Below are 20,340 nucleotides of genomic sequence, written 5' to 3' on the forward strand. Positions count from 1 at the left end.
TTCTCACCACGCCTCTCCTGCAGGTTTTATACCGAGAAGTTTCAATTCGTATTCGTGGAGTCCGATACCTCTGAGAGCTTCTCTGTTGCCTCTGAGAGACTCAATAGCGTTTATTCCCATACCACCTAAAATTTCTTTTATTTCATGTGCCCAAGCTCTCAGCAAATTTGCTGCCCTTCTTGCACCTATCTCTGGATTTAGCCTCTTCGTAAGTTTGGGATCTTGTGTTGCGATTCCCCAATTACATTTCCCCAGATAACATGTTTGGCAAAGGTGACAACCGAGAGCTACCAAAGCAGCCGTACCAATGTAAACCGCATCCGCTCCAAGAGCAATCGCTTTTATGACATCTGCGCTGTTTCTTATTCCTCCTGCAACGACAATAGAAGCCATGTGTCTGATACCCTCTTCTCTCAATCTCTGATCTACAACGGCTATGGCGAACTCTATAGGTATTCCAACATGGTCTCTCGTTATCTTGGGAGCAGCTCCTGTTCCACCACGGATACCGTCTATGACTATATAATCCGCCCCCGCTCTAACCATACCAGCAGCTATCGGAGCAACGTTGTGGACGGCGGCTATTTTGACGCCAACTGGTTTTTCGTACCTTGTTGCTTCTTTTATGGCGTATATGAGTTGTCTCAAATCCTCTATGGAGTAAATATCGTGATGAGGAGCAGGAGACAGCGCGTCTGTTCCAACAGGTATCATCCTGGTTTCCGAGATAGGTTCTGTGACTTTCTCACCTGGAAGATGGCCTCCGATACCCGGTTTTGCTCCTTGCCCGATCTTTATTTCGACAGCGGATCCTGCGTTCAAGTAGTCTGCACTCACACCGAACCTACCTGAGGCAACTTGTACAATCATGTTGTCTTTGAATTCTCTGAGTTCCTTTGGTAAACCTCCTTCACCTGTGTTGAAAAACGTCCCCACCGTTCTTGCAGCTCTCGCAAGGGACAAAAGAGCGTTCAAGCTGATGGAACCATAAGACATGGCTGTGAACATCACTGGGACTTCGAGCTTCAGTTGGGGTGCTATTTCTGTCTTGAGCTTCACGTTACCTTCTTCCTCTTCTTCTATCTCCAATTTCGATTCTTTTCTTCCTATATAGGTTCTGATTTCCATGGGTTCTCTGAGGGGATCTATGGAAGGATTGGTCACTTGGCTTGCGTTGAGAACAATTCTGTCAAAATAACTGAAGTATGGTCTGTCGTTTCCCATGCTAGTTAGAAGAACCCCGCCAGTGTCTGCTTGTTTCATAATTCCTATCAGGTGTTCCGGAGTCCAATGAGCGAGCGGCTTGATGTCAAAGTTATTTCTTTTAATAGTTATCGCTTCAGTTGGACAGATAGCTTCACAGAAATGACATCCAACACATTTATAGTTTTCTGTATAAACTTTGTTGGCGTTTTCATCGTAATAGTTAGCTCCATAGGAACACACTCTAACACATGCGAGACACCTTATACACTTGTAATCGTCACGTTCCACAACGAATTCCGCTGGGACTTTTCTCTTAGCCATTTTCTCCCTCCAATACCATCCGAACTTTTTCTTCAGACTTCAGAGTTCCAATTACGGGTTCACCAGCTTTGGGAGTCCAAACTTCATCAGGATTCGGACAAATAATCCTTATAGCGGACTCCTCCGAAGCTATGTACAAAAAGTCGTTCTTTGTTGCAGCGACTAAAGGTCTAAGTTTTATCCTGTCGTTTAATCCCATCATCATGTTATTGTTCGCAACAATTATGGCAAAAGGCCCGTTGAGAAGAGCTCCTCCATAGTTCATTCTCAATGCAGTGTATAGCTTTTTTTCTTCTTCAGGCATGAGATCTATATCTTTCCATAAGGGGGCTGCAAGTATTTTGGCGGTAAGTTGAGGACTGTATCCAAATCTCCTCATAAAGAGATCAACAAGGTAAGCAACAACTTCCGTATCCGTCATGAGGGTACATTTGTAGCCATAAGCCTCTAGGAATCTCCTATTTATGCCGTAAGAAGAAATCTCCCCATTGTGTACAACCGTCCAGTCTAAAATGCCAAAAGGATGTGCTCCTCCCCACCATCCAACCGTGTTCGTTGGAAACCTGTTGTGTGCAGTCCAAATGTATCCTTTGTACTCGTCTATTCTGTAAAAGTCTCCTATATCCTCTGGAAAACCGACCCCTTTAAACACTCCCATGTTCTTTCCACTGGACATCACAAAAGCCCCGTTCATTTTTTCGTTTATGAACATAACGGTGTCAACCACGTAATCTTCTTCTGTTCTGTCCTCAGGAATATCCTTTGGCTTCAAAAAGTATCGCCATAGAATGTGAACTTCTTTGATATGGGGATTTTTTCTAGTGGGGATAGGTTCACTTTCGATGATTTCGTAATGATCTTTTATGTATTCTTCAGTGTTTTTTTTATCGAGATTGCTATTGTAGAGCATATGAAAACAGTAAAAGTCTCTCAGCTCCGGATAAATTCCATAAGCAGCGTAACCCGCACCAAGACCGTTTCCTCTTTCCCTCATGAGTGCCATCGATTCGATTATGATGCTGCCGCTGAATCTTTTACCGGATGTGTTCATAATTCCAGATATACCGCACGCAGATGGTACCCTGAAATCCTTATCAGGTAACAAATGCGGGAGGTCATAAGGCAAGACATTCACCTCCTGAAGGATGGAAAAAGCATGAATATAAAATCTTGTGTATAACATTTATACCATATCAAATATGTTTGTGCAAGAAATGTAGCATAAATTTTTCAATTGAGAAATGTGGGTGGTATTTGTGAAAAACACCTGTAATTATTCAAAATACCGCATAAAAATAAAAACTGTCTATGAAGAAAAAACAAGGGATGCCACTGCATCCCTTGTACTGGCTGGGAGGGGAGGACTCGAACCTCCACCAGCGGATCCAGAGTCCGCCGTCCTACCGTTAGACGACCTCCCAACTTTTGCGTGTTAAATTATACCTCAAAAATAACTGCCTTTCAAGAAAGATAAGGAGCCTTTTCGAAAATACGAATCGAGAACAAGAGAAGCAAGGTATGTCGATTTTACACGCTTTTTTTACATTCAAACTGGTAAAATTCCACTGAGTCAAAATACATGGAGGGGTGAGAGGTGAGAATCCTTTTGGTCGAAGATGAGCGCGATCTTGCCGACTTAATAGCAGAAGCGTTGAGAAGAGAAATGTTCACAGTTGACGTTTGTTATGATGGAGAAGAAGGAATGTACATGGCTTTGAATGAAGTCTTCGATGTTGTAATATTGGACATTATGTTACCTGTCCATGATGGCTGGGAAATACTGAAAGCGATGAGGGAAAAAGGTATCAACACACCTATTCTGATGCTGACAGCTCTTTCTGATGTGGAGTATCGTGTGAAGGGTCTCAACATGGGAGCAGATGATTACCTTCCAAAACCCTTTGATCTAAGAGAACTAATTGCCAGAGTGAAAGCCCTGATTCGAAGAAAAACAGAGAACAAGAACACAAAGCTTGTTTGCGATGATCTCGTGTTGGATACCATCAGTAAGAAAGCTTTCAGAGCTGGAAAAGAAATAGATCTCACAAGGAAAGAGTACCAAATCTTGGAATACCTTATGATGAACAAGAACAGGGTAGTTACAAAAGAAGAGCTTCAAGAACACTTGTGGAGCCTTGAAGATACTTTTTTCTCTGATGTTTTAAGAAGTCATATAAAAAATTTGAGAAAGAAAGTGGACAAAGGATTCAAGAGGAGATTAATTCACACTATAAGGGGAATCGGTTATGTCATTCGTGACGAATGAAAAAGAAGCTTTCAAAAAAACACATCTCACCTGGACTGTCATTTTCACCTTTTCCATACTTCTCGTTGTGGCAATAGCAGCGGGAATCATTTTTGTTGCCGAAAAAAACAGGATCACAAGGCAATTCGATGGAGAGCTCATGAGAACATTAGAATTCATCGAAAAGAGACTCAGGGTACCTGGAATGATGGGAATGTTGCGGATGATGAGAGAATTGAATCCTGTTTTTGTCCCACGTGGGGAAGGATTTCAATTTGTTTTTCCTTCTGGTGAAGTATTCCTCGAAGTCGGTGAACAACTAAAAGCACCAGGGACTCCAGTAAAGGAAGGATTTTCGACGGAAGGAAATTACAGAGTGTTCACTAAGAAGATCGAACTTGGAGATACTACAATTTTTCTTAGAGTGGGAAGAGATATGTCTGATCTTATCGAAAGAAGAAAGAGACTTGTTTCCATGTACTTGTTACTTCTCGTTTTCACATCCAGTGGTGCTTGGATATTTGGCTATTTCATATCAAAACTTGCTCTTAATCCTGTAAAAATTGCCTACGAAAGTTTGAAAAGATTCTCTATGGATGCTTCTCACGAACTTAAGACTCCTCTCACGGTTTTAAAGACCACCTTAGACATCTTGAAATACCAGAAAGATCTTCCAGAGAAGGTAAAAGATAAACTCTCTACAATGGAAAAACACGTGAACAAGATGATAAAACAAGTAGAACAGCTTCTTCTTTTGGCTAAGAGTGGCGAACCGTTCAAAAGTGAAATGAGAGAGGTGGTGAATGTAAAAACGCTTTTGAGACAGATTTTAGAGGAATTCAAACCGAAAGCGGAGACGAAAGGTCTAACATTGGAAATTGAATGTCCGGATAACTTGTATTTAGAAGTTCAAAAAGATGCCCTGAGAACCATTCTTGAGAATTTGATAGACAACGCCATAAAGTTTACAGAAAAAGGAAAAGTTACTGTGGGAGCTTACAAGGACAGTAAGCTAACGATCTATGTGAAAGATACAGGCCCAGGTATTCCGAAGAAAGAACAAAAGAAGATATTCGAAAGATTCTATAGAATATCAAGAAATACAGAGGGATCAGGTCTGGGGCTTTCTATAGTAAAGGAATTATCTCAAAAGTTGGGTGCAAAGGTGATATTAGAGAGTCAAGAAGGTGAGGGAAGCATCTTCAAACTGATTTTTTGAGAAAATTGTAGCACTTTCTACACACCGATATGTACTTTTCCCGGCCTCCTACGTCTATCTCTTCTTCACCCCCCGAAATTTTTAGTGTAAGGGTTGCATTGTACTCACCGCATCTGTGACATACTGCCTTTTTCTTTATCACCGTATCTGCGAGACTGAGTAACAGCGCGGTTGTTTCAAATGGATTTTGTTTGTGTGTAAGATCCAATCCTGCGCAGAAGACATCAATGCTTCTATCCAACAGTTCTCTTACCACATGGAAAAGATCTTTTTCGAAAAATTGAACCTCATCTATGAAAACTCCTTTCGTTTCTCGATCGACATGTTCTAGGATTTCCTTTGGATTTTCAATTGCAAGGGCCTCTACACCATTGCCCGAATGGGAAACCACCTTGACTGTATGATATCTTGTATCAATTTTTGGCTTAAAAACAGCCGTCTTTTTCTTTCCTAGTCGGTATATTTCTATGAAGGAAAGTAATTCTGTTGTTTTCCCAGAGTACATGGGACCTGTTATTACTGTCAGCTTTCCAGACATAAAATCCCTCCTAGAGCATTATATCACTATATATATGATCGAAACATTCTCGTAATTGACTTTCGTGATGATGATTGTTACCATTAAAGCATACAAAAATTCCTCCAAAGAAAATTTGACGATATTTTAAATTAAATAGATAGATAAATATGGGGTTCGTGCCCTTAAAAGGAAGAACTCCATAGTGTTGTATTTTTATTGTTGATAAACTTTGTTCATACAAACTTATAAAGGAGGTGTTTTTATGCGAAAGAAGGTGTTCTTGTTATTTTCTATTCTTTTTATGATTTCTTTAGGGTTTGGTCAAAGTAAAAGTGTAGACATAGAAAAAGCTCTAGACATGGTATGGATTCTTCTTTCTGCTGGCTTAGTTTTCTTTATGCAAGCAGGCTTTGCCATGGTTGAATCTGGTTTCACACGTGCAAAAAACACGGTCAATGTCATCATGAAAAATCTCATGGATTTTTCTGTAGGCTCCATAGTCTACTTCCTCTTTGGATATTGGATAATGTTTGGAAAACATCCGCTTTCTTTCGATCCCTCAACAAAAGAAGGACTATGGGAATTCGCAGTATGGATGTTTCAAATGGCGTTTGCAGGGACTGCTGCAACTATCGTATCTGGAGCCATGGCAGAGCGTACAAAATTCAGTGCATACCTATTTTATACAGGTTTCGTCACAGGTTTCATCTATGCAGTCGTCGGGAAATGGATTTGGGGAGGGGGATGGCTTGCTCAAAAAGGTTTTATTGATTTTGCGGGTTCTACTGTTGTGCACTCTGTTGGAGGATGGGCCGCTATGATAGGAGCAGCCCTCCTAGGTCCCAGGTTTGGGAAATATGACAGTCGAGGTAATCCTAGACCCATTCCTGGACATAACATTCCACTTGCTGCACTTGGGACTTTCATTCTCTGGTTTGGATGGTTTGGGTTCAACGGAGGAAGCACTCTTGCGGGAACGAATGCAGCGATAGGTATGATAATCCTGAACACCAATCTTGCTGCCGCAGCCGGTGCAATTACTGCTATGATGACTGTATGGTTGCGATTTGGAAAGCCTGATGCAAGCATGACTATGAATGGGGCTCTTGCCGGACTTGTTGCTGTTACCGCCCCGTGTGCTGTTATCTCCCCAGTGAGTTCTATCATTGTAGGAGCGATCGGCGGAATCCTCGTTGTTTTTGCTGTAGAATTCTTTGATAAGGTTTTGAAAATCGATGATCCTGTTGGTGCCATATCGGTCCATGGTATCAACGGAGCGTGGGGTACGATCGCTGTAGGATTGTTTGTACAAAGCAAGTATGCTCAAGCAAGTGGGATAGGGGATATTAATGGTTTTTTCTTTGGAGGAGGAATCCATTTGCTTGTGGTTCAATTGATGGGAGTTGCTAGTGTTTTTGTTTGGACGGTTGTAACAAGCTTTCTCGTTTTCTGGATGATCAAAAAAACGATAGGCTTGAGAGTTGATAGAGACACTGAACTAAAAGGTCTTGACATCGATGAGCACGGCATGGAAGGGTATGCAGACTTCGAGATATTTACAACAAGATGAGGAGGTGATAGAAAATGAAGTTGATAATAGCAGTTATACAACCTCATAAACTTCCGAATGTAAAAAAAGCACTTTTCGATGCCCAAATTTATAAAATGACTGTTATGAACGTTCTGGGATGTGGTCAACAAAAGGGTTACACCGAGACATATAGGGGAGAAATAGAAGAGGTAAATTTGTTAAAAAAAGTGATGTTATTGATTGCCGTGAATGAAGAATTTGTGGAACCAACAATAGACGCGATACAGAAAGGTGCGAGGACAGGAAAAATAGGAGATGGGAAGATTTTTGTTTTGGATCTTCTGGATTGCGTAAGGGTAAGGACAGGAGAGAGGGGACGGGAGGCCATAGGATGATTTCTTTTTCGGGAGGAGGTTTCTCCTCCCTCTTTTCTTCTCCGTCCCTCTCACCTGGCAGGGGTCGGGGATAATGATTATACTACAAAGAACGAGGGAAGTAAACCCCCTTAGTTTTATTATGATACAATCACTAAGGGTGATCCTGTGAAGGAGAGATTAACAGAGTATTTGAACAATTTGAGAATAGGGAAAAAGCCAGACGACAGGGAATCTTGGGATTCCTATTTTATGCGGATAACCAGGATGGTGAGCGAGAGATCCACGTGTTTCCATAGGAAAGTTGGAGCAGTGATCGTTAAAGATCATAGAATTCTCGCCACAGGTTACAACCAACCTCCTTCAAAGTTTCCTCACTGTAATGAAATAGGTTGTGTTCGTGATGATCTAGGTATAAACTCTGGAGAACATCAAGAAGTGTGTTATGCACTGCATGCGGAACAAAATGCTTTAATGCAAGCAGCGAAATTTGGTATAGCGGTGGACGGTGCCACTATCTACGTAACCCATAAACCTTGCTCTATTTGCGCAAGACTCATTGTCAACGCTGGAATAAAGAGAGTCGTTTATGAGAAAGATTATCCCGACCCTTTGACGGATTTTTTCTTTAAACTCACTGGAGTGGAGAGTGTTCAATTTAAGGGTGATATGAAATGAAAACGAGGAAACTTGTATCTTATCTCAGACCGGGAAGGTGGCCCAGTGTTTGGTGTCCGGGTTGTGGAAACGGCATAATTTTAAAAGCTTTTTTAGAGGCAGTTGATTCCCTTTCACTTCCTAAGGAAAAACTGGCAGTGGTCTCTGGTATTGGATGTTCTTCAAGAGCAACAGGTTACCTTGACTTCAACACCCTTCACACACTTCATGGAAGAGCAATTCCTTTTGCGACAGGTGTAAAACTTGCAAAGCCAGATTTCGAAGTAGTTGTCATGGGTGGAGATGGAGATATCGTATCAATAGGTGGTAATCACTTTATTCATGCTTGTAGGAGAAACATAGATATTACGGTAATCGTGTTCAACAACATGATATACGGTATGACAGGTGGGCAAGCTTCACCAACAACTCCTCTTTATCAGCAAACAACAACCACTCCTATTGGATCTTTTGAAGAACCTCTCGATGTGGTGAACCTTGCTCTTTCGTCTGGAGCCACTTTTGTGGCAAGAAGCACAGTTTACCATTACGACCATCTTGTTGAAATTCTGAAAAAAGCACTCAAGCACAGAGGAATCTCTGTCGTAGATGTTTTAACGAATTGCCACACTTACTTTGGCAGATACAATGGAATGCCAGAACCCTATCAAATGATGGAGTATTTCAAAAGTCATACTTGTTCCTTGGAAAGAGTCGAAGAAGGTAAAATAAAAATAGGTGTTTTCCGCGATATAGAAAAGGAAGACTTTCTCACATCTTACAGGCGCCTGACAAAGAGAGAAGGGGCGATGGAATGACAGAACCAGTATCTATCCGCATAGCAGGAATTAGCGGTCAGGGAAATATTTTGGCAGGGTTGATTCTTGCAAAAGCTCTTGTTTACGAAGGGAAATGGGTGGTTCAGACGCAATCGTACACTGCTCAAGTAAGGGGAGATGTGAGTTATTGTGATATCCTTTTCGATGACGAACGAATAGATTATCCAGAAAGCGAGTATTTCGATATCGAGTGCATAATGCATCAAAAGGCGATGGATGAATTGTACAAATCCGTTAAGATAAACGGGGTAGTACTACTCGATAAGGCGTTTGTAAAAAACGTTCCAGATTTCGTAAATCGGATTACTCGTAAAATACTCTTCGTTCCTGCTACAGAAAGAGCCATATCTGAGTTGAAAACTCCTTTAGTCTCAAACATGATAATGATAGGGGTGTTGGCAAAGGTTTGCAACATTGCGAAATTAGAGTATTTGAGAAGAGCTTTAAAAGATTATGTTCGTCGGTCATTATGGGAAGTAAATTTAAAAGCATTGGAAATTGGATACAACATGTTTGAAAAACAATTCAAAATAAGAACGGAGAGGGTGTGGAAGAAACTTGCGCCGGGATTCGAATAACATTCTGAATTCTTTTAAAAACGCTTTTAGAGGAATAGAAGAAGCTTTAAAGTTAGAGAGAAATCTCAAAATACATTTTTTCATAGGAATAGCGATAGCTATGTTTTCATTGTTTCTACCTTTGGATAGTAAAGACTTGTTGTGGCTTTACTTTGCTGTGTTTTCCGTTATAGGAGCCGAACTGCTGAATACTGTTGTGGAGAAGTTTCTTGATCTTTTTTTTGAAGATTACAGTGAATCTGTCAGACTGGTAAAGGATATCGCGGCTGGATTAGTGCTTTGGTACTCTTTGTTTTCGATAGTCGTGGGAATATTGATCTTAGGAAAAAATCTCTTTTCATGGCCTCCATCTATAGCAAAATTTTTTGTTTCTGGCGTTTTGATATTCTTCCCTGTGCTCTCTTTGATAATGAGGAGGTATAAAAAATATGACAGACAAACAAATAAAAGTTCTAGTGGCGGATGATTCCGCTTTCATGCGAATGGTGCTGAAAGACATTATAGATTCTCAGCCTGACATGAAGGTAATCGGTTTTGCAAAAGATGGTCTAGAAGCGGTTGAGAAAGTAATAGAATTGAAGCCAGATGTCGTAACCATGGATGTTGAAATGCCAAAGTTGAATGGAATTGAAGCGCTGAAGCTCATTATGAAGAAGTCTCCCACTCGCGTCATAATGGTGAGCAGTTTAACAGAGGAAGGAGCAGAGATAACCATAGAAGCACTGAGGAATGGGGCCGTAGATTTCGTTACAAAGCCTCATGGTTCGATTTCCATGACCTTTAGACAGGTTGCATCGGATCTTTTAAATAAGATCAGACAGGCTATGAACGTTGATCCTCGTACTTTGATTTTTAAACCCAAAGTTTCGCGGCTGACTATATCGAAACCTGTTGTTGGTGGGAAAATCGTGGTTATAGGTTCCTCAACAGGTGGCCCTAGATCTTTGGATATGATCATACCGAATCTTCCCAAAAATTTCCCTGCTCCCATTGTTGTGGTTCAACATATGCCGCCAGGTTTTACAAAATCGCTGGCTATGAGGTTGAACAGTTCTTCGGAACTGGTTGTAAAAGAAGCTGAAGAGGGTGAAGAGCTCAAGCCAGGTCATGTGTATGTGGCCCCAGGGGATTTTCATCTTGGTTTGAAGGCACAGAACGGTAGGGTTTTTTTCTTTCTGGACAAATCTGATAAAATAAACAACGTAAGACCTGCCGTAGACTTCACTTTGGACAAAGCAGCTGAAATCTATAAATCGAAAACAATCGCCGTTATTCTGACGGGGATGGGTAAAGATGGAACAAAGGGAGCGTTCAAAGTCAAATTTTATGGAGGGAAAGTGATTGCGGAATCCAAGGAGACTTGTGTAGTTTTCGGTATGCCAAAGTCAGTAATAGAAGAAGGATATGCAGATTACATCCTACCAGCTTACAAGATACCTGAAAAACTGATAGAGCTCGTATGAAAGGATGGGGAAAAATGAGGCGGTGGTTACTTGTTCTTTGGCTGTTCGTTTCGATTACGTATGGCCTTTCTTCCTATTTCTTAGTACATTATAAGATACAGAAGAACGATACCTTGTACAGTATCTCACTTGACTTTGGTGTATCACCTTCACTCATCTTGGATTGGAACCCGGGTCTTACACCTTGGAATCTTAAGGTTGGTCAGATTATCATTATCCCTCAGCCTCCAGGATACATGTACACAGTACAGAAAGGAGATAACCTCGATATCATAGCAAAAAGATTTTTCACGACCCCTGTTTTGATAAAAGAGGCAAATCATCTGACATCGGACATCATATACGTTGGTCAAAAGTTGTTCATTCCTGAGAGTGCTATTGGGAAAGCCTTCAACGACGAGAAGTTTTTCATATGGCCGGTTTACGGAACAATCTCTTCGGGATACGGTTGGAGGATACACCCGATAACGGGGAAGTATTCCTTTCACTCTGGAATCGATATAGCCGCTCCCACAGGGACTCCCATTTTCGCAGCTGAAAGTGGAATTGTGGAATTTGCCGGTGTAAACGGCGGTTATGGTCTTATGGTGAAGATAAAATCTTCATCTTATGAACATGTGTATGGTCATTTATCGCAGATAGATGTTTATGAAGGACAATACGTGAAAAAAGGACAACTGATAGGGCGGGTTGGAAGCACGGGATTGAGTACAGGACCTCATCTCCATTTTGAAATCAGAGTGAGAGAGAAGGCTGTGAATCCTCTGAACTACTTGCCAAGTAAGATCTGGGTTTTAAAAAAAGAATTGGTGGGTGCTGGTGGTGAATGAAGATCCTTGTCAGTGCCTGCCTTCTTGGGATACCCACAAGATACGATGGTGTTTCAAAAATCGATGAAAAAGTGATTTCTCTTTTAGAAAAGCATGTCTTGATTCCCGTTTGCCCTGAACAGTTGGGTGGTCTTCCTACACCACGACCGCGCTGTGAAATCATAGGTGGACACGGTTGGACAGGAAAAGAGAAAGTTGTTGACGAGTTCGGAAATGATAGAACAGAAAATTACGTAAGGGGTGCAAAACTCACCTTCAATATTGCCCGCCTTTTGAAGATTGATCTCGCAATCCTCAAATCAAAAAGTCCTTCTTGTGGAAATAAGTGTGTCTACGATGGGAGCTTCTTAGGGAAATTAGTTGAAGGGAAGGGGGTCACCGCCTATTTTCTGGAAAAAAACGGGATCAGAGTTTTAAATGAAAGAGAAATTCATTTGATTCCTGAATAACAATAATATTCATTAGAAAATAATAATTCTTGGTTGAATATAGAATTTTAACCCAAGGAAACTTTTGTTTCCTCTTTTTTTCTTATTTTTCTGTATATTGACAAATTGATTATAATGGAGTTAGTTAGTTTATAAGAACGAACGAACAGGGAGGACGAAGAAGTCGTATGTTGAACGAACTTGAAAGAACAATTCTTCAAATACTAAAAGACAGGAAAAATATCTCAAGAATAGACATTAGCAGGAAATTGGGAATTAGTAAACCCGTTGTTTCTAAGGCTGTGAACAAGCTGATAAATTTGGGGTTTGTTAAAGAAACCGGAAAAAAGGAGAGCTCATCTAGAGGAGGAAGGAGACCTATTTTGCTTTCTTTTGTTCCAAGAAACAGATACGTTGTGGGTGTGGATATCGGAGGTACAAAAATCGATGCTATCCTTACGGATTTAAACGGAACTGTCTTAAGGAAAGAACATAAAAACTTGCCGGAAAAAATTGGCAAGGAACATCTTTTTGAAGAAATTGTGAATGTTATTGATCCCTTTTTGAGGGAAGACAAAGTCCTTGGGATAGGAATAGGCATCCCAGGGACTGTTGACGAAAAAGGTTTTGTGAAACGACTTCCTGCTTTTGGAGTGATGAACTGGGATCTGAGGCACGAGTTGGAACGTAGAACGGGTTTACCCGTTCTCATAGAAAACAATGCGAATTTAGATGCATTTTCAGAAAGCAGAATAGGAGCTGGTAAAGGGTTTAAATGCGTGCTCTTGATTTCCATAGGTTGGGGTATTGGAGCGGGGATGGTCTACAACGGGGAGATTTTTAGAGGTGCCAAGGGAAAGGCAGGGGAATTTGGACACATTGTAACTGATTGGGTGAAGGAGAGAAAGAGAGTTCCTGAGAAAGGTTTCGGACACCTGGAGGAGTGGTTCTCCGGTTTTTCCCTGAAGAGAAAGTTTGGTGAAATTGAACCTAATGAAGTGTTTGACCAACATTTTTCGGATTTGAAAGAGGGAATAGAGCACCTCGGTGTTGCCATTGCGAATGCTGTTGTATTGGTTGACCCAGATGTGGTGATCATCAAAGGTGGAATAGGATTTCATCAATTCGAGAAAATTGAGCCTATAATCAAATCTGTTTTGGAGAACACCGTACCAAAAGACATTCTCGAAGATGTTGTCATTAAAAAAGGTGAAATCGAAGAATACGGGGTAGCGATCGGGGGAGCTCTTTTTGTTATCAAAAACATCTTGGGATTGGTGTAAAGGAGGGATATCTTATGAAGGCTGTACGGTTACATGCGAAATGGGATCCAAGATCTGGATTCAAGTTGGGACCAAAGGATGTCGAAGGAAAACTCACTTGGCTTGGCAGCAAAGTTTGGAGATATCCTGAGATTAAGGTGGAAGAAGTTCCAGAACCGAAGATAGAAAAACCAACAGAGATCATCATTAAAGTAAGAGCGTGTGGTATCTGTGGTAGTGATGTACACATGGCCCAGACTGATGAAGAAGGATACATTCTCTATCCTGGCCTCACAGGTTTTCCAGTTACACTTGGTCACGAGTTTTCCGGAGTGGTAGTGGAAGCAGGGCCGGAAGCTATCAACAGAAGAACGAACAAACGTTTTGAGATAGGAGAACCTGTTTGTGCGGAAGAGATGTTGTGGTGCGGTCATTGCAGACCCTGTGCAGAGGGATTTCCAAATCACTGTGAAAATTTAAACGAATTGGGTTTCAACGTGGATGGAGCGTTCGCTGAATACATAAAAGTAGACGCAAAGTATGCCTGGAGTTTGAAGGAACTTGAGGGTAAGTATGAAGGAGACAAACTCTTCCTCGCGGGAAGTCTTGTTGAACCAACTTCTGTTGCTTACAATGCTGTGATTGTCAGAGGTGGAGGAATCAGACCTGGTGATAATGTGGTAATTCTTGGAGGAGGACCTATCGGACTCGCAGCGGTAGCAATATTAAAACATGCTGGGGCAGCGAATGTGATTCTCTCCGAACCATCGGAACCCAGAAGAAATCTGGGTAAGGAACTCGGTGCAGATTATGTGATAGATCCGACAAAAGAAGATTTTGTGGAGGCAGTTCTCGATTACACAGGTGGTATGGGTGCAAAACTCTTCTTAGAAGCAACTGGTGTCCCACAGATTGTCTGGCCTCAGATAGAAGAAGTGATTTGGAGATCTAGAGGTATCAACTCTACAGTGGTGATCGTGGCGAGAGCAGATGCGAAGATACCATTGACTGGAGAAGTGTTTCAAGTAAGAAGAGCACAAATATTTGGTTCACAGGGACATTCTGGTCATGGTACGTTTCCAAGAGTGATAAGTTTGATGGCTTCCGGTATGGACATGACAAAGATCATTTCCAAAGTGGTTTCATTGGAAGAGATTCCTGAGTACATAAAGAAGCTTCAAACAGACAAATCTTTGGTGAAAGTCACCATGTTGAACGAGTGAGGTGAGAGATTATGGGTAAATGGCAAATTCCTCCCGAAGGAGGACACATGGAAAGGCCAACGGGTGTTTACTACCAAACTATGACGATGAAACAGATAAAAGAAAGACTGAAACAGTGCGATCTCATCATAATTCCTGTGGGAAGTACAGAGAATCATGGTCCGAACGCTCCAACAGGAGAAGATACATTTCTCGTTACACGAATGGCAGAGCAAGTTGCTCTGAAGACGGGATGTACAGTGGCCGAACCAATTTGGTACGGTTACCATCCTTATCACCACATTGGTATGCCTGGAACCGTTCCAGTCAAGGATGAAGCGTTCATAGACTACTTGGTGAGCGTCATAGCGGGTTTTTGGAACACAGGTTTTAGAAAACAGATTCTTCTCAACGGCCACGGTCAAGAGTTCGTGATTCCCGTTGCTATACACAAGTTTGCCAAGATCTTCCAAGTTCCCGCCATCATAATCAATTTAAACTGGTATCACGCGATACAGGACAAGTTCAAAACAAAAGACGAAGGTGGTCCTTACGAAACTCCTTTTATTCATGCAGATGAAGTGGAGACTTCCTGGAGTTTAGCACTCTTTCCAGAGTTCATGCATCAAGAATGGGCGGTAGATACCGAACCGAAAGGATTTCTTCCCGAGGGACACATAGATAAAGCTGGTAACCTCCTCCACAGACCAATTGCCTGGTATGGACATGTAGGTGGAGGGCCAATTGAAGTGGTGGCGTATCCCGAAGGAGTGGTTGGAAAAGCTACTCTCGCGTCTGCTGAAAAAGCAAAAGAAGGAGTGGAAGCTTTACTCGATTATCTTGAAAAACTTGTGAGAGACATCATGGAAAGGTTTCCAGCAGGGAAATTACCTCCTGCTGAAATGCTTTCACAAAGGCCGAAGGAGGAACTGGAAGCTCTCACAAAAGAACCCTTGAGTGAAGGATGGAGGAATCTCTACACTGCGGGTAATCTCTGGGGATGATACTGTGAGGCTCGGTGTTATCGGTCTTGGTAGGATAGGAACGATCCATGCGGAAAATATTATGAAATTAGATGATGTAGAGTTGTACGCAATTTCCGATGTTAGAGAAGACCATCTGAAAAAGATGGCGGAAAGATTCAATGTAGCGAGAGCTTATGTAGATCCTTACGAGCTCATAGAAGATCAGAAGGTTGATGCTGTCCTAGTTTGTTCTAGCACTGACACTCATGCAGATTTGGTCGTTGCTTGTGCAAAGGCAAAGAAGCATGTTTTTTGTGAGAAACCTCTTTCGTTGATTCTTGAAGATGTGAACAAGATGATAGAAGAAGCGAAGAAAAACAAAGTGATTTTGTTCGTGGGTTTCAACAGGCGTTTTGACAGGAATTTTAGAAAAGTGAAAGAAGCTGTTGAAAAGGGAACGATAGGTGAACCACACATTCTCAGAATCACAAGTCGAGATCCAGAACCGCCACCGATCGATTACATAAGGGTTTCCGGTGGTATCTTCCTTGACATGACTATTCACGACTTTGACATGGCAAGATATGTGATGGGAGAAGAAGTAGAGGAAGTTTTTTCAACAGGGTCTGTTTTGATAGACAAAGAAATTGGGATGGTAGGGGATGTTGATACAACAGTGGTCGTTCTAAGATTCAAAAGCGGAGCCTTGGGAGTGATAGATAATTCAAGGAAGGCTATATACGGTTACGACCAGAGATTGGAAGTGTTCGGAACGAGAGGAAAGATTTCTGTAGACAACGTGAGAGAATCCACTGTTGTCTTCACCGATGAACATGGTGATCGCGGTTCTAGGTATCTCTATTTCTTCCTTGAAAGGTACAAAGAAGCTTATCTGGAAGAGTTAAAAGCATTTGTGGACAGTGTGAGAAACAATAAGCCGCCTGCAGTGAGTGGAGAGGATGGTAAGATGGCACTTCTTCTCGGGTATGCTGCAAAGAAATCTATGGAAGAAAAAAGACCTGTGAGATTAGAGGAAGTGATGTTGTGATCACCTTCGTCGGGCACGTTTCCAAGGATGTGAATGTGGTATCTGGGGAACGCAAAGTTATGCGTGGAGGAGGGGTGGTAATGGGTTCCATCGCCGCCTCCCTCCTTGGGGTGCGATCGAAGGTAGTCACCAAGTGTTCGAAAGAGGATGTGCCTTATTTTTCCTTTTTGAAAAATTTCGGTATCGAAGTGATCTTTCTCGATAGTCCTAAAACAACGAGTATAGAGAACAGATATTCCAACGAACCGGATAAGCGAGAGAGTTTCCTCATTTCTGCGGCTGATCCGTTCACGAAAGATGATCTGGAGTATGTAACTGGGGAAGTTGTTCACGTTAATCCTCTTTGGTTTGGTGAATTTCCAGAAGATCTGATACCAATATTGAGAAAAAAGGTGAATTTTCTTTCCGCAGACGCGCAAGGTTTTCTGAGAGTTCCCGAAAATGGAAAGTTAGTTTACAAAAAATGGAAAAGAGTTGAGTATTTAAGATTCTTCGATCTTTTCAAAATGGACGCCAAAGAGTCTGCAGTACTGACAGGAACCGATGATTTGAGAGAATCGTGTAAAATTGTCTATTCTCATGGTGTGAAATTAGTTCTTGTTACACATGGAAATGGAGTAATAGTGTTCAACGGGATGTTCTTTGAAGCACCTTTCGAAGGGTGGACCATGGAAGGAAGAACAGGAAGGGGAGACACCTGTACAGCAGCATTTTTGGTGGCATATTTGTTCAAAAAAATGAACTTGGAAGAAACTACTAAATTTTCCGCAAAGATAACTTCTCTGAAAATGAAACATCCTGGACCTTTGAAAAGAGAAGATGTTGAAGCCTTTTTAAAAGATGAACAATGCTGAGAAATCGCTAAATATCCGGCTTGTCTGTGCCGGATAAATTACCTGAGGGGGGATCTGTCATGAGGAAGTTTCTCTTGGTGATACTCTTGGTAGTAGTTGTGCTGGCGTTTCCTAAGTACACATTCTATCTGGTATCTCACGGTGGTCCAGCTGATCCATTCTGGGGAGTAGTTATGAAAGGCATGAAGGACGCGGCCGAAAAATTTGGAGTGGAAGCTGTCTATTTGGGACCCGAAAAGTACTCCTTGAAGGAATTCATCGATCTTGTGAACAGTGCGATAGCTAGAAAACCCGATGGTTTGATTGTCACTATAACCAATCCTGTTGCCCTTGATGAACCATTACGGAAGGCTATAAAGATGGGTATACCCGTTGTCGCGATAAACGTTCCCGATACAAGACCTCCGGAAGAGGCCATACCTTATTTGGTTTACGTCGGCATGGATGAATACCTGGCCGGTGTTTACGCTGCTAGAAGGATGTTACAAGAATTCACTCCAAAGAGGGCAGTTGTTGCTATTCACGAGCCAGGACACGCGGGTTTAGAGGCTAGAGCCAAGGGTATCATAGATGTCTTATCGGAGAAACACATACCCGTTGAGAAATTGGATATAACGACGGACCCGACAAAAGCATTGACAGTAATGAAGAGTTACTTGATGAAGCATCCTGACACAGACGCTATTTTTACTTTGGGACCTTTGGGTGCACATCCTGCAATACAACTGGTAGAAGAAGAAGGATTGGCAGGAAAGGTTAAGATAGGTGCTATAGACTTATCAACGAAAATCATAAACGCCATAAAAGAAGGAGTGATTGTGTTTACCATAGACCAACAACAGTATCTCCAGGGATACCTGCCGATCGTCTTCCTGTATTTGTACAAAGAGTACGGTTTAATACCACACGAAAAAGTTCTTACGGGGCCTTCAATCATTGACAAGAGTAATGTTGAGATAGTTGAGAAGACAGTACAGATGGGATACAGATAATAGAAAAAGGGGGGATTCCCCCCCTTTCAAACCGGGGGGATAACTCATGGAAGGTGGAAAATTGGAATCTGAAAGATTCTTAATGAAAATTCTCAGACTCAAAGAAATGGGAGCAATTGTTGGTATATGCATCTTTTTCATCCTGTTCATGTTTATATCAGAAAGATTTTTAAGTATAGAAAATCTTGCTTCTACCTTCACAATGGCATCAGAACTAGGAATAGTTGCTGTAGGTATAACTATGTTAATGATTTCGGGGGAATTCGATCTTTCTGTTGGTTCCACTTATGCCGTTGTTCCTATGGTGATGGCCCTTATGATGAATTCTGGTTTTTCAAGTGCTTTTGCTCTTTTGGTTTCATTGCTTGTGGGTATTGGAATTGGCTTTTTGAACGGTGTTGTCACACTGAAAACAAATATTCCATCGTTCATAACAACTCTTGGTATGATGATGTTCTGGAGAGGAGTTCTTCTTGCAGTCACTGGGGGATTTCCTATAATGTTGGAAAAAAGTAGCAAGATTCTGAAATTTTTTGGAGGAAGTTTGGCGGGGGATCTTAGGTATTCAGGTGTTTGGTTTATAGTTCTTGCTTTTGTGTTCGGATTAATTCTCGAAAGAACCGCTTATGGAAATTGGGTATTTGCTACTGGTGGCAATCTTGGAGCGGCAAAAGCTCTTGGAATACCAACAGAGAGAGTGAAACTTATAAACTTCATGATAAGCGGTCTTCTTGCGGGAATAGCGGGTATCACGACCTTTGGAAGATTCAAGATAATAGATCCGACTCTCGGGCAAGGAATGGAACTTGAAGCCATAGCATCTGCCGTAATAGGAGGGTCACTCCTCACAGGTGGCTATGGAAGTATTTTAGGGACTTTTATAGGAGCTTTCATGATAGGAATGGTCAGAAGTGGTTTGGTTCTCGCAGGTGCCCCCGCTTATTGGTATAGAGCATTTATAGGAGTCATACTTGTTATATCAGCGATCATAAATGCGAAGATCAGGAAGAGGGTGGCAGGATGAGTGACTACATAGTTGAAATGAGAGGGATAAAGAAAAGTTTCGGTAAGGTTCAAGCGTTAAAAGGGGTAGATTTTTACGTGAAAAAGCAGGAAATAGTCGGTCTTCTAGGTGATAATGGGGCGGGGAAGTCAACGCTTATAAAGATTCTCGTTGGGTACTATCAACCAGATGAAGGGGAAATATATTTTGAAGGAAAAAAAGTATTTTTTAAATCTCCTTGGGATTCCAGAAGAATGGGAATAGAAACAGTTTATCAAGACCTTGCTCTCGTCAATTTGATGCCTATTTGGAGAAATTTCTTCCTTGGTAGGGAAATCACTCGTAAGGTAGGTCCTATCAAGTTTTTGGATGTTGGAAAGATGAAAAAAATTGCAAGAGAGGTTCTAAAAGATGTGGGAATATTCATCAGGTCTCCAGATGAAACAGTTGCATTCCTTTCAGGAGGAGAGAGACAAGCAGTTGCAATCGCAAGGGCTATATATTTTGGTGCGAAGCTTCTCATATTGGATGAACCAACGGCGGCTCTTTCCGTTGGTGAAACAAAGAAAGTTCTTGAACATATCTTGGAAGCGAAGAAAAGAGGGATTTCTGTGATATTTATCACGCACAACATTTATCACGTTTATGAAGTGGCTGATAGGTTAGTCCTTCTGGAGAAAGGAGAAAAAATAGGTGATTACGATAAGAAGGAAGTTACTCCAGAGAAAGTGATGAACATAATAGCTGCTGCGGCAGGCGTTACCGGGTAAATCTATTACTTTTTAAAGATGCAAACGTTAGGA

The 20,340-nt window shown here is 41.6% G+C and carries 22 protein-coding genes and 1 tRNA gene; 19 read left to right on the forward strand and 4 right to left on the reverse strand.

Annotated features, from left to right (window positions below; genetic code table 11):
• Positions 1-3: 3 nt before the first annotated feature.
• The 3 genes from AS005_RS05105 to AS005_RS05115 form a co-directional block, all read right to left on the reverse strand.
• Positions 4-1,527 carry a glutamate synthase-related protein gene (locus AS005_RS05105; protein ID WP_101510631.1) on the reverse strand — a complete coding sequence of 508 codons (1,524 nt, stop codon included), beginning with the start codon at positions 1,525-1,527 and terminating at the stop codon, positions 4-6.
• A complete protein-coding gene (locus tag AS005_RS05110) occupies positions 1,520-2,653 on the reverse strand; it encodes a glutamine amidotransferase family protein (protein ID WP_101510632.1) in 1,134 nt (377 codons plus the stop codon). The genes AS005_RS05105 and AS005_RS05110 overlap by 8 nt, the downstream gene beginning before the upstream one ends.
• 221 nt (positions 2,654-2,874) lie before the next feature.
• Positions 2,875-2,948 (reverse strand) — tRNA-Gln (locus AS005_RS05115).
• A gap of 173 nt (positions 2,949-3,121) precedes the next feature.
• Here AS005_RS05115 and AS005_RS05120 point away from each other — a divergent pair.
• Both AS005_RS05120 and AS005_RS05125 read left to right on the forward strand, forming a co-directional pair.
• On the forward strand, positions 3,122-3,793 hold the full coding sequence (locus AS005_RS05120) for a response regulator transcription factor (protein ID WP_101510633.1): 672 nt from the start codon (positions 3,122-3,124) through the stop codon (positions 3,791-3,793).
• A complete protein-coding gene (locus AS005_RS05125; RefSeq protein WP_101510634.1) occupies positions 3,774-4,991 on the forward strand; it encodes a HAMP domain-containing sensor histidine kinase in 1,218 nt (405 codons plus the stop codon). The genes AS005_RS05120 and AS005_RS05125 overlap by 20 nt, the downstream gene beginning before the upstream one ends.
• Here the strand turns inward: AS005_RS05125 and AS005_RS05130 are convergent.
• Positions 4,975-5,529 carry a thymidine kinase gene (locus tag AS005_RS05130; RefSeq protein WP_101510635.1) on the reverse strand — a complete coding sequence of 185 codons (555 nt, stop codon included), beginning with the start codon at positions 5,527-5,529 and terminating at the stop codon, positions 4,975-4,977. The genes AS005_RS05125 and AS005_RS05130 overlap by 17 nt on opposite strands.
• Before the next feature lie 244 nt (positions 5,530-5,773).
• Here AS005_RS05130 and AS005_RS05135 point away from each other — a divergent pair, with 244 nt between their 5' ends.
• The 17 genes from AS005_RS05135 (at position 5,774) to AS005_RS05215 (ending at position 20,307) form a co-directional block, all read left to right on the forward strand.
• Positions 5,774-7,081, forward strand: a complete 1,308-nt coding sequence (locus tag AS005_RS05135) for an ammonium transporter (RefSeq protein WP_101510636.1) — start codon at positions 5,774-5,776, stop codon at positions 7,079-7,081.
• Between the two features lie 14 nt (positions 7,082-7,095).
• Positions 7,096-7,437 carry a P-II family nitrogen regulator gene (locus AS005_RS05140; RefSeq protein ID WP_101510637.1) on the forward strand — a complete coding sequence of 114 codons (342 nt, stop codon included), beginning with the start codon at positions 7,096-7,098 and terminating at the stop codon, positions 7,435-7,437.
• Positions 7,438-7,584: 147 nt separating this feature from the next.
• The gene (locus tag AS005_RS05145) at positions 7,585-8,094 is read left to right on the forward strand and encodes a cytidine/deoxycytidylate deaminase family protein (RefSeq protein ID WP_101510638.1); all 510 of its coding nucleotides are present in this window, start codon (positions 7,585-7,587) and stop codon (positions 8,092-8,094) included.
• Positions 8,091-8,891: a 2-oxoacid:ferredoxin oxidoreductase subunit beta gene (locus AS005_RS05150; protein ID WP_101510639.1), complete on the forward strand. Its 801-nt coding sequence runs from the start codon at positions 8,091-8,093 to the stop codon at positions 8,889-8,891. Before AS005_RS05145 ends, AS005_RS05150 begins: the two co-directional genes overlap by 4 nt.
• Positions 8,888-9,490, forward strand: coding sequence for a 2-oxoacid:acceptor oxidoreductase family protein (locus AS005_RS05155; RefSeq protein WP_101510640.1), 603 nt, complete (start codon positions 8,888-8,890; stop codon positions 9,488-9,490). Before AS005_RS05150 ends, AS005_RS05155 begins: the two co-directional genes overlap by 4 nt.
• The gene (locus AS005_RS05160; RefSeq protein WP_101510641.1) at positions 9,471-9,956 is read left to right on the forward strand and encodes a diacylglycerol kinase family protein; all 486 of its coding nucleotides are present in this window, start codon (positions 9,471-9,473) and stop codon (positions 9,954-9,956) included. The genes AS005_RS05155 and AS005_RS05160 overlap by 20 nt, the downstream gene beginning before the upstream one ends.
• Positions 9,919-10,953: a chemotaxis response regulator protein-glutamate methylesterase gene (locus AS005_RS05165; RefSeq protein ID WP_101510642.1), complete on the forward strand. Its 1,035-nt coding sequence runs from the start codon at positions 9,919-9,921 to the stop codon at positions 10,951-10,953. The genes AS005_RS05160 and AS005_RS05165 overlap by 38 nt, the downstream gene beginning before the upstream one ends.
• 14 nt (positions 10,954-10,967) lie before the next feature.
• On the forward strand, positions 10,968-11,783 hold the full coding sequence (locus tag AS005_RS05170) for a peptidoglycan DD-metalloendopeptidase family protein (protein WP_101511001.1): 816 nt from the start codon (positions 10,968-10,970) through the stop codon (positions 11,781-11,783).
• A complete protein-coding gene (locus AS005_RS05175; protein ID WP_101510643.1) occupies positions 11,780-12,232 on the forward strand; it encodes a DUF523 domain-containing protein in 453 nt (150 codons plus the stop codon). The genes AS005_RS05170 and AS005_RS05175 overlap by 4 nt, the downstream gene beginning before the upstream one ends.
• 167 nt (positions 12,233-12,399) lie before the next feature.
• Positions 12,400-13,494 carry an ROK family transcriptional regulator gene (locus AS005_RS05180; protein WP_101510644.1) on the forward strand — a complete coding sequence of 365 codons (1,095 nt, stop codon included), beginning with the start codon at positions 12,400-12,402 and terminating at the stop codon, positions 13,492-13,494.
• Positions 13,495-13,508: 14 nt separating this feature from the next.
• Complete coding sequence (gene iolM, locus AS005_RS05185) at positions 13,509-14,696, forward strand: scyllo-inosose 3-dehydrogenase (RefSeq protein WP_101510645.1); 1,188 nt, start codon at positions 13,509-13,511, stop codon at positions 14,694-14,696.
• A gap of 11 nt (positions 14,697-14,707) precedes the next feature.
• Positions 14,708-15,679: a 3-dehydro-scyllo-inosose hydrolase gene (gene iolN, locus AS005_RS05190; protein ID WP_199203852.1), complete on the forward strand. Its 972-nt coding sequence runs from the start codon at positions 14,708-14,710 to the stop codon at positions 15,677-15,679.
• 4 nt (positions 15,680-15,683) lie between these two features.
• Complete coding sequence (gene iolG / locus AS005_RS05195) at positions 15,684-16,688, forward strand: inositol 2-dehydrogenase (RefSeq protein ID WP_101510646.1); 1,005 nt, start codon at positions 15,684-15,686, stop codon at positions 16,686-16,688.
• The gene (locus AS005_RS05200) at positions 16,685-17,542 is read left to right on the forward strand and encodes a carbohydrate kinase (RefSeq protein WP_101510647.1); all 858 of its coding nucleotides are present in this window, start codon (positions 16,685-16,687) and stop codon (positions 17,540-17,542) included. Before iolG ends, AS005_RS05200 begins: the two co-directional genes overlap by 4 nt.
• 59 nt (positions 17,543-17,601) lie before the next feature.
• A complete protein-coding gene (locus tag AS005_RS05205; protein WP_101510648.1) occupies positions 17,602-18,534 on the forward strand; it encodes a sugar ABC transporter substrate-binding protein in 933 nt (310 codons plus the stop codon).
• Positions 18,535-18,580: 46 nt separating this feature from the next.
• The gene (locus AS005_RS05210) at positions 18,581-19,558 is read left to right on the forward strand and encodes an ABC transporter permease (protein ID WP_101510649.1); all 978 of its coding nucleotides are present in this window, start codon (positions 18,581-18,583) and stop codon (positions 19,556-19,558) included.
• Positions 19,555-20,307: an ATP-binding cassette domain-containing protein gene (locus tag AS005_RS05215; RefSeq protein ID WP_101510650.1), complete on the forward strand. Its 753-nt coding sequence runs from the start codon at positions 19,555-19,557 to the stop codon at positions 20,305-20,307. The genes AS005_RS05210 and AS005_RS05215 overlap by 4 nt, the downstream gene beginning before the upstream one ends.
• Positions 20,308-20,340: the final 33 nt, after the last annotated feature.

This window comes from Thermotoga sp. KOL6 (genome assembly GCF_002866025.1).
In the GTDB taxonomy this organism is placed as follows: domain Bacteria; phylum Thermotogota; class Thermotogae; order Thermotogales; family Thermotogaceae; genus Thermotoga.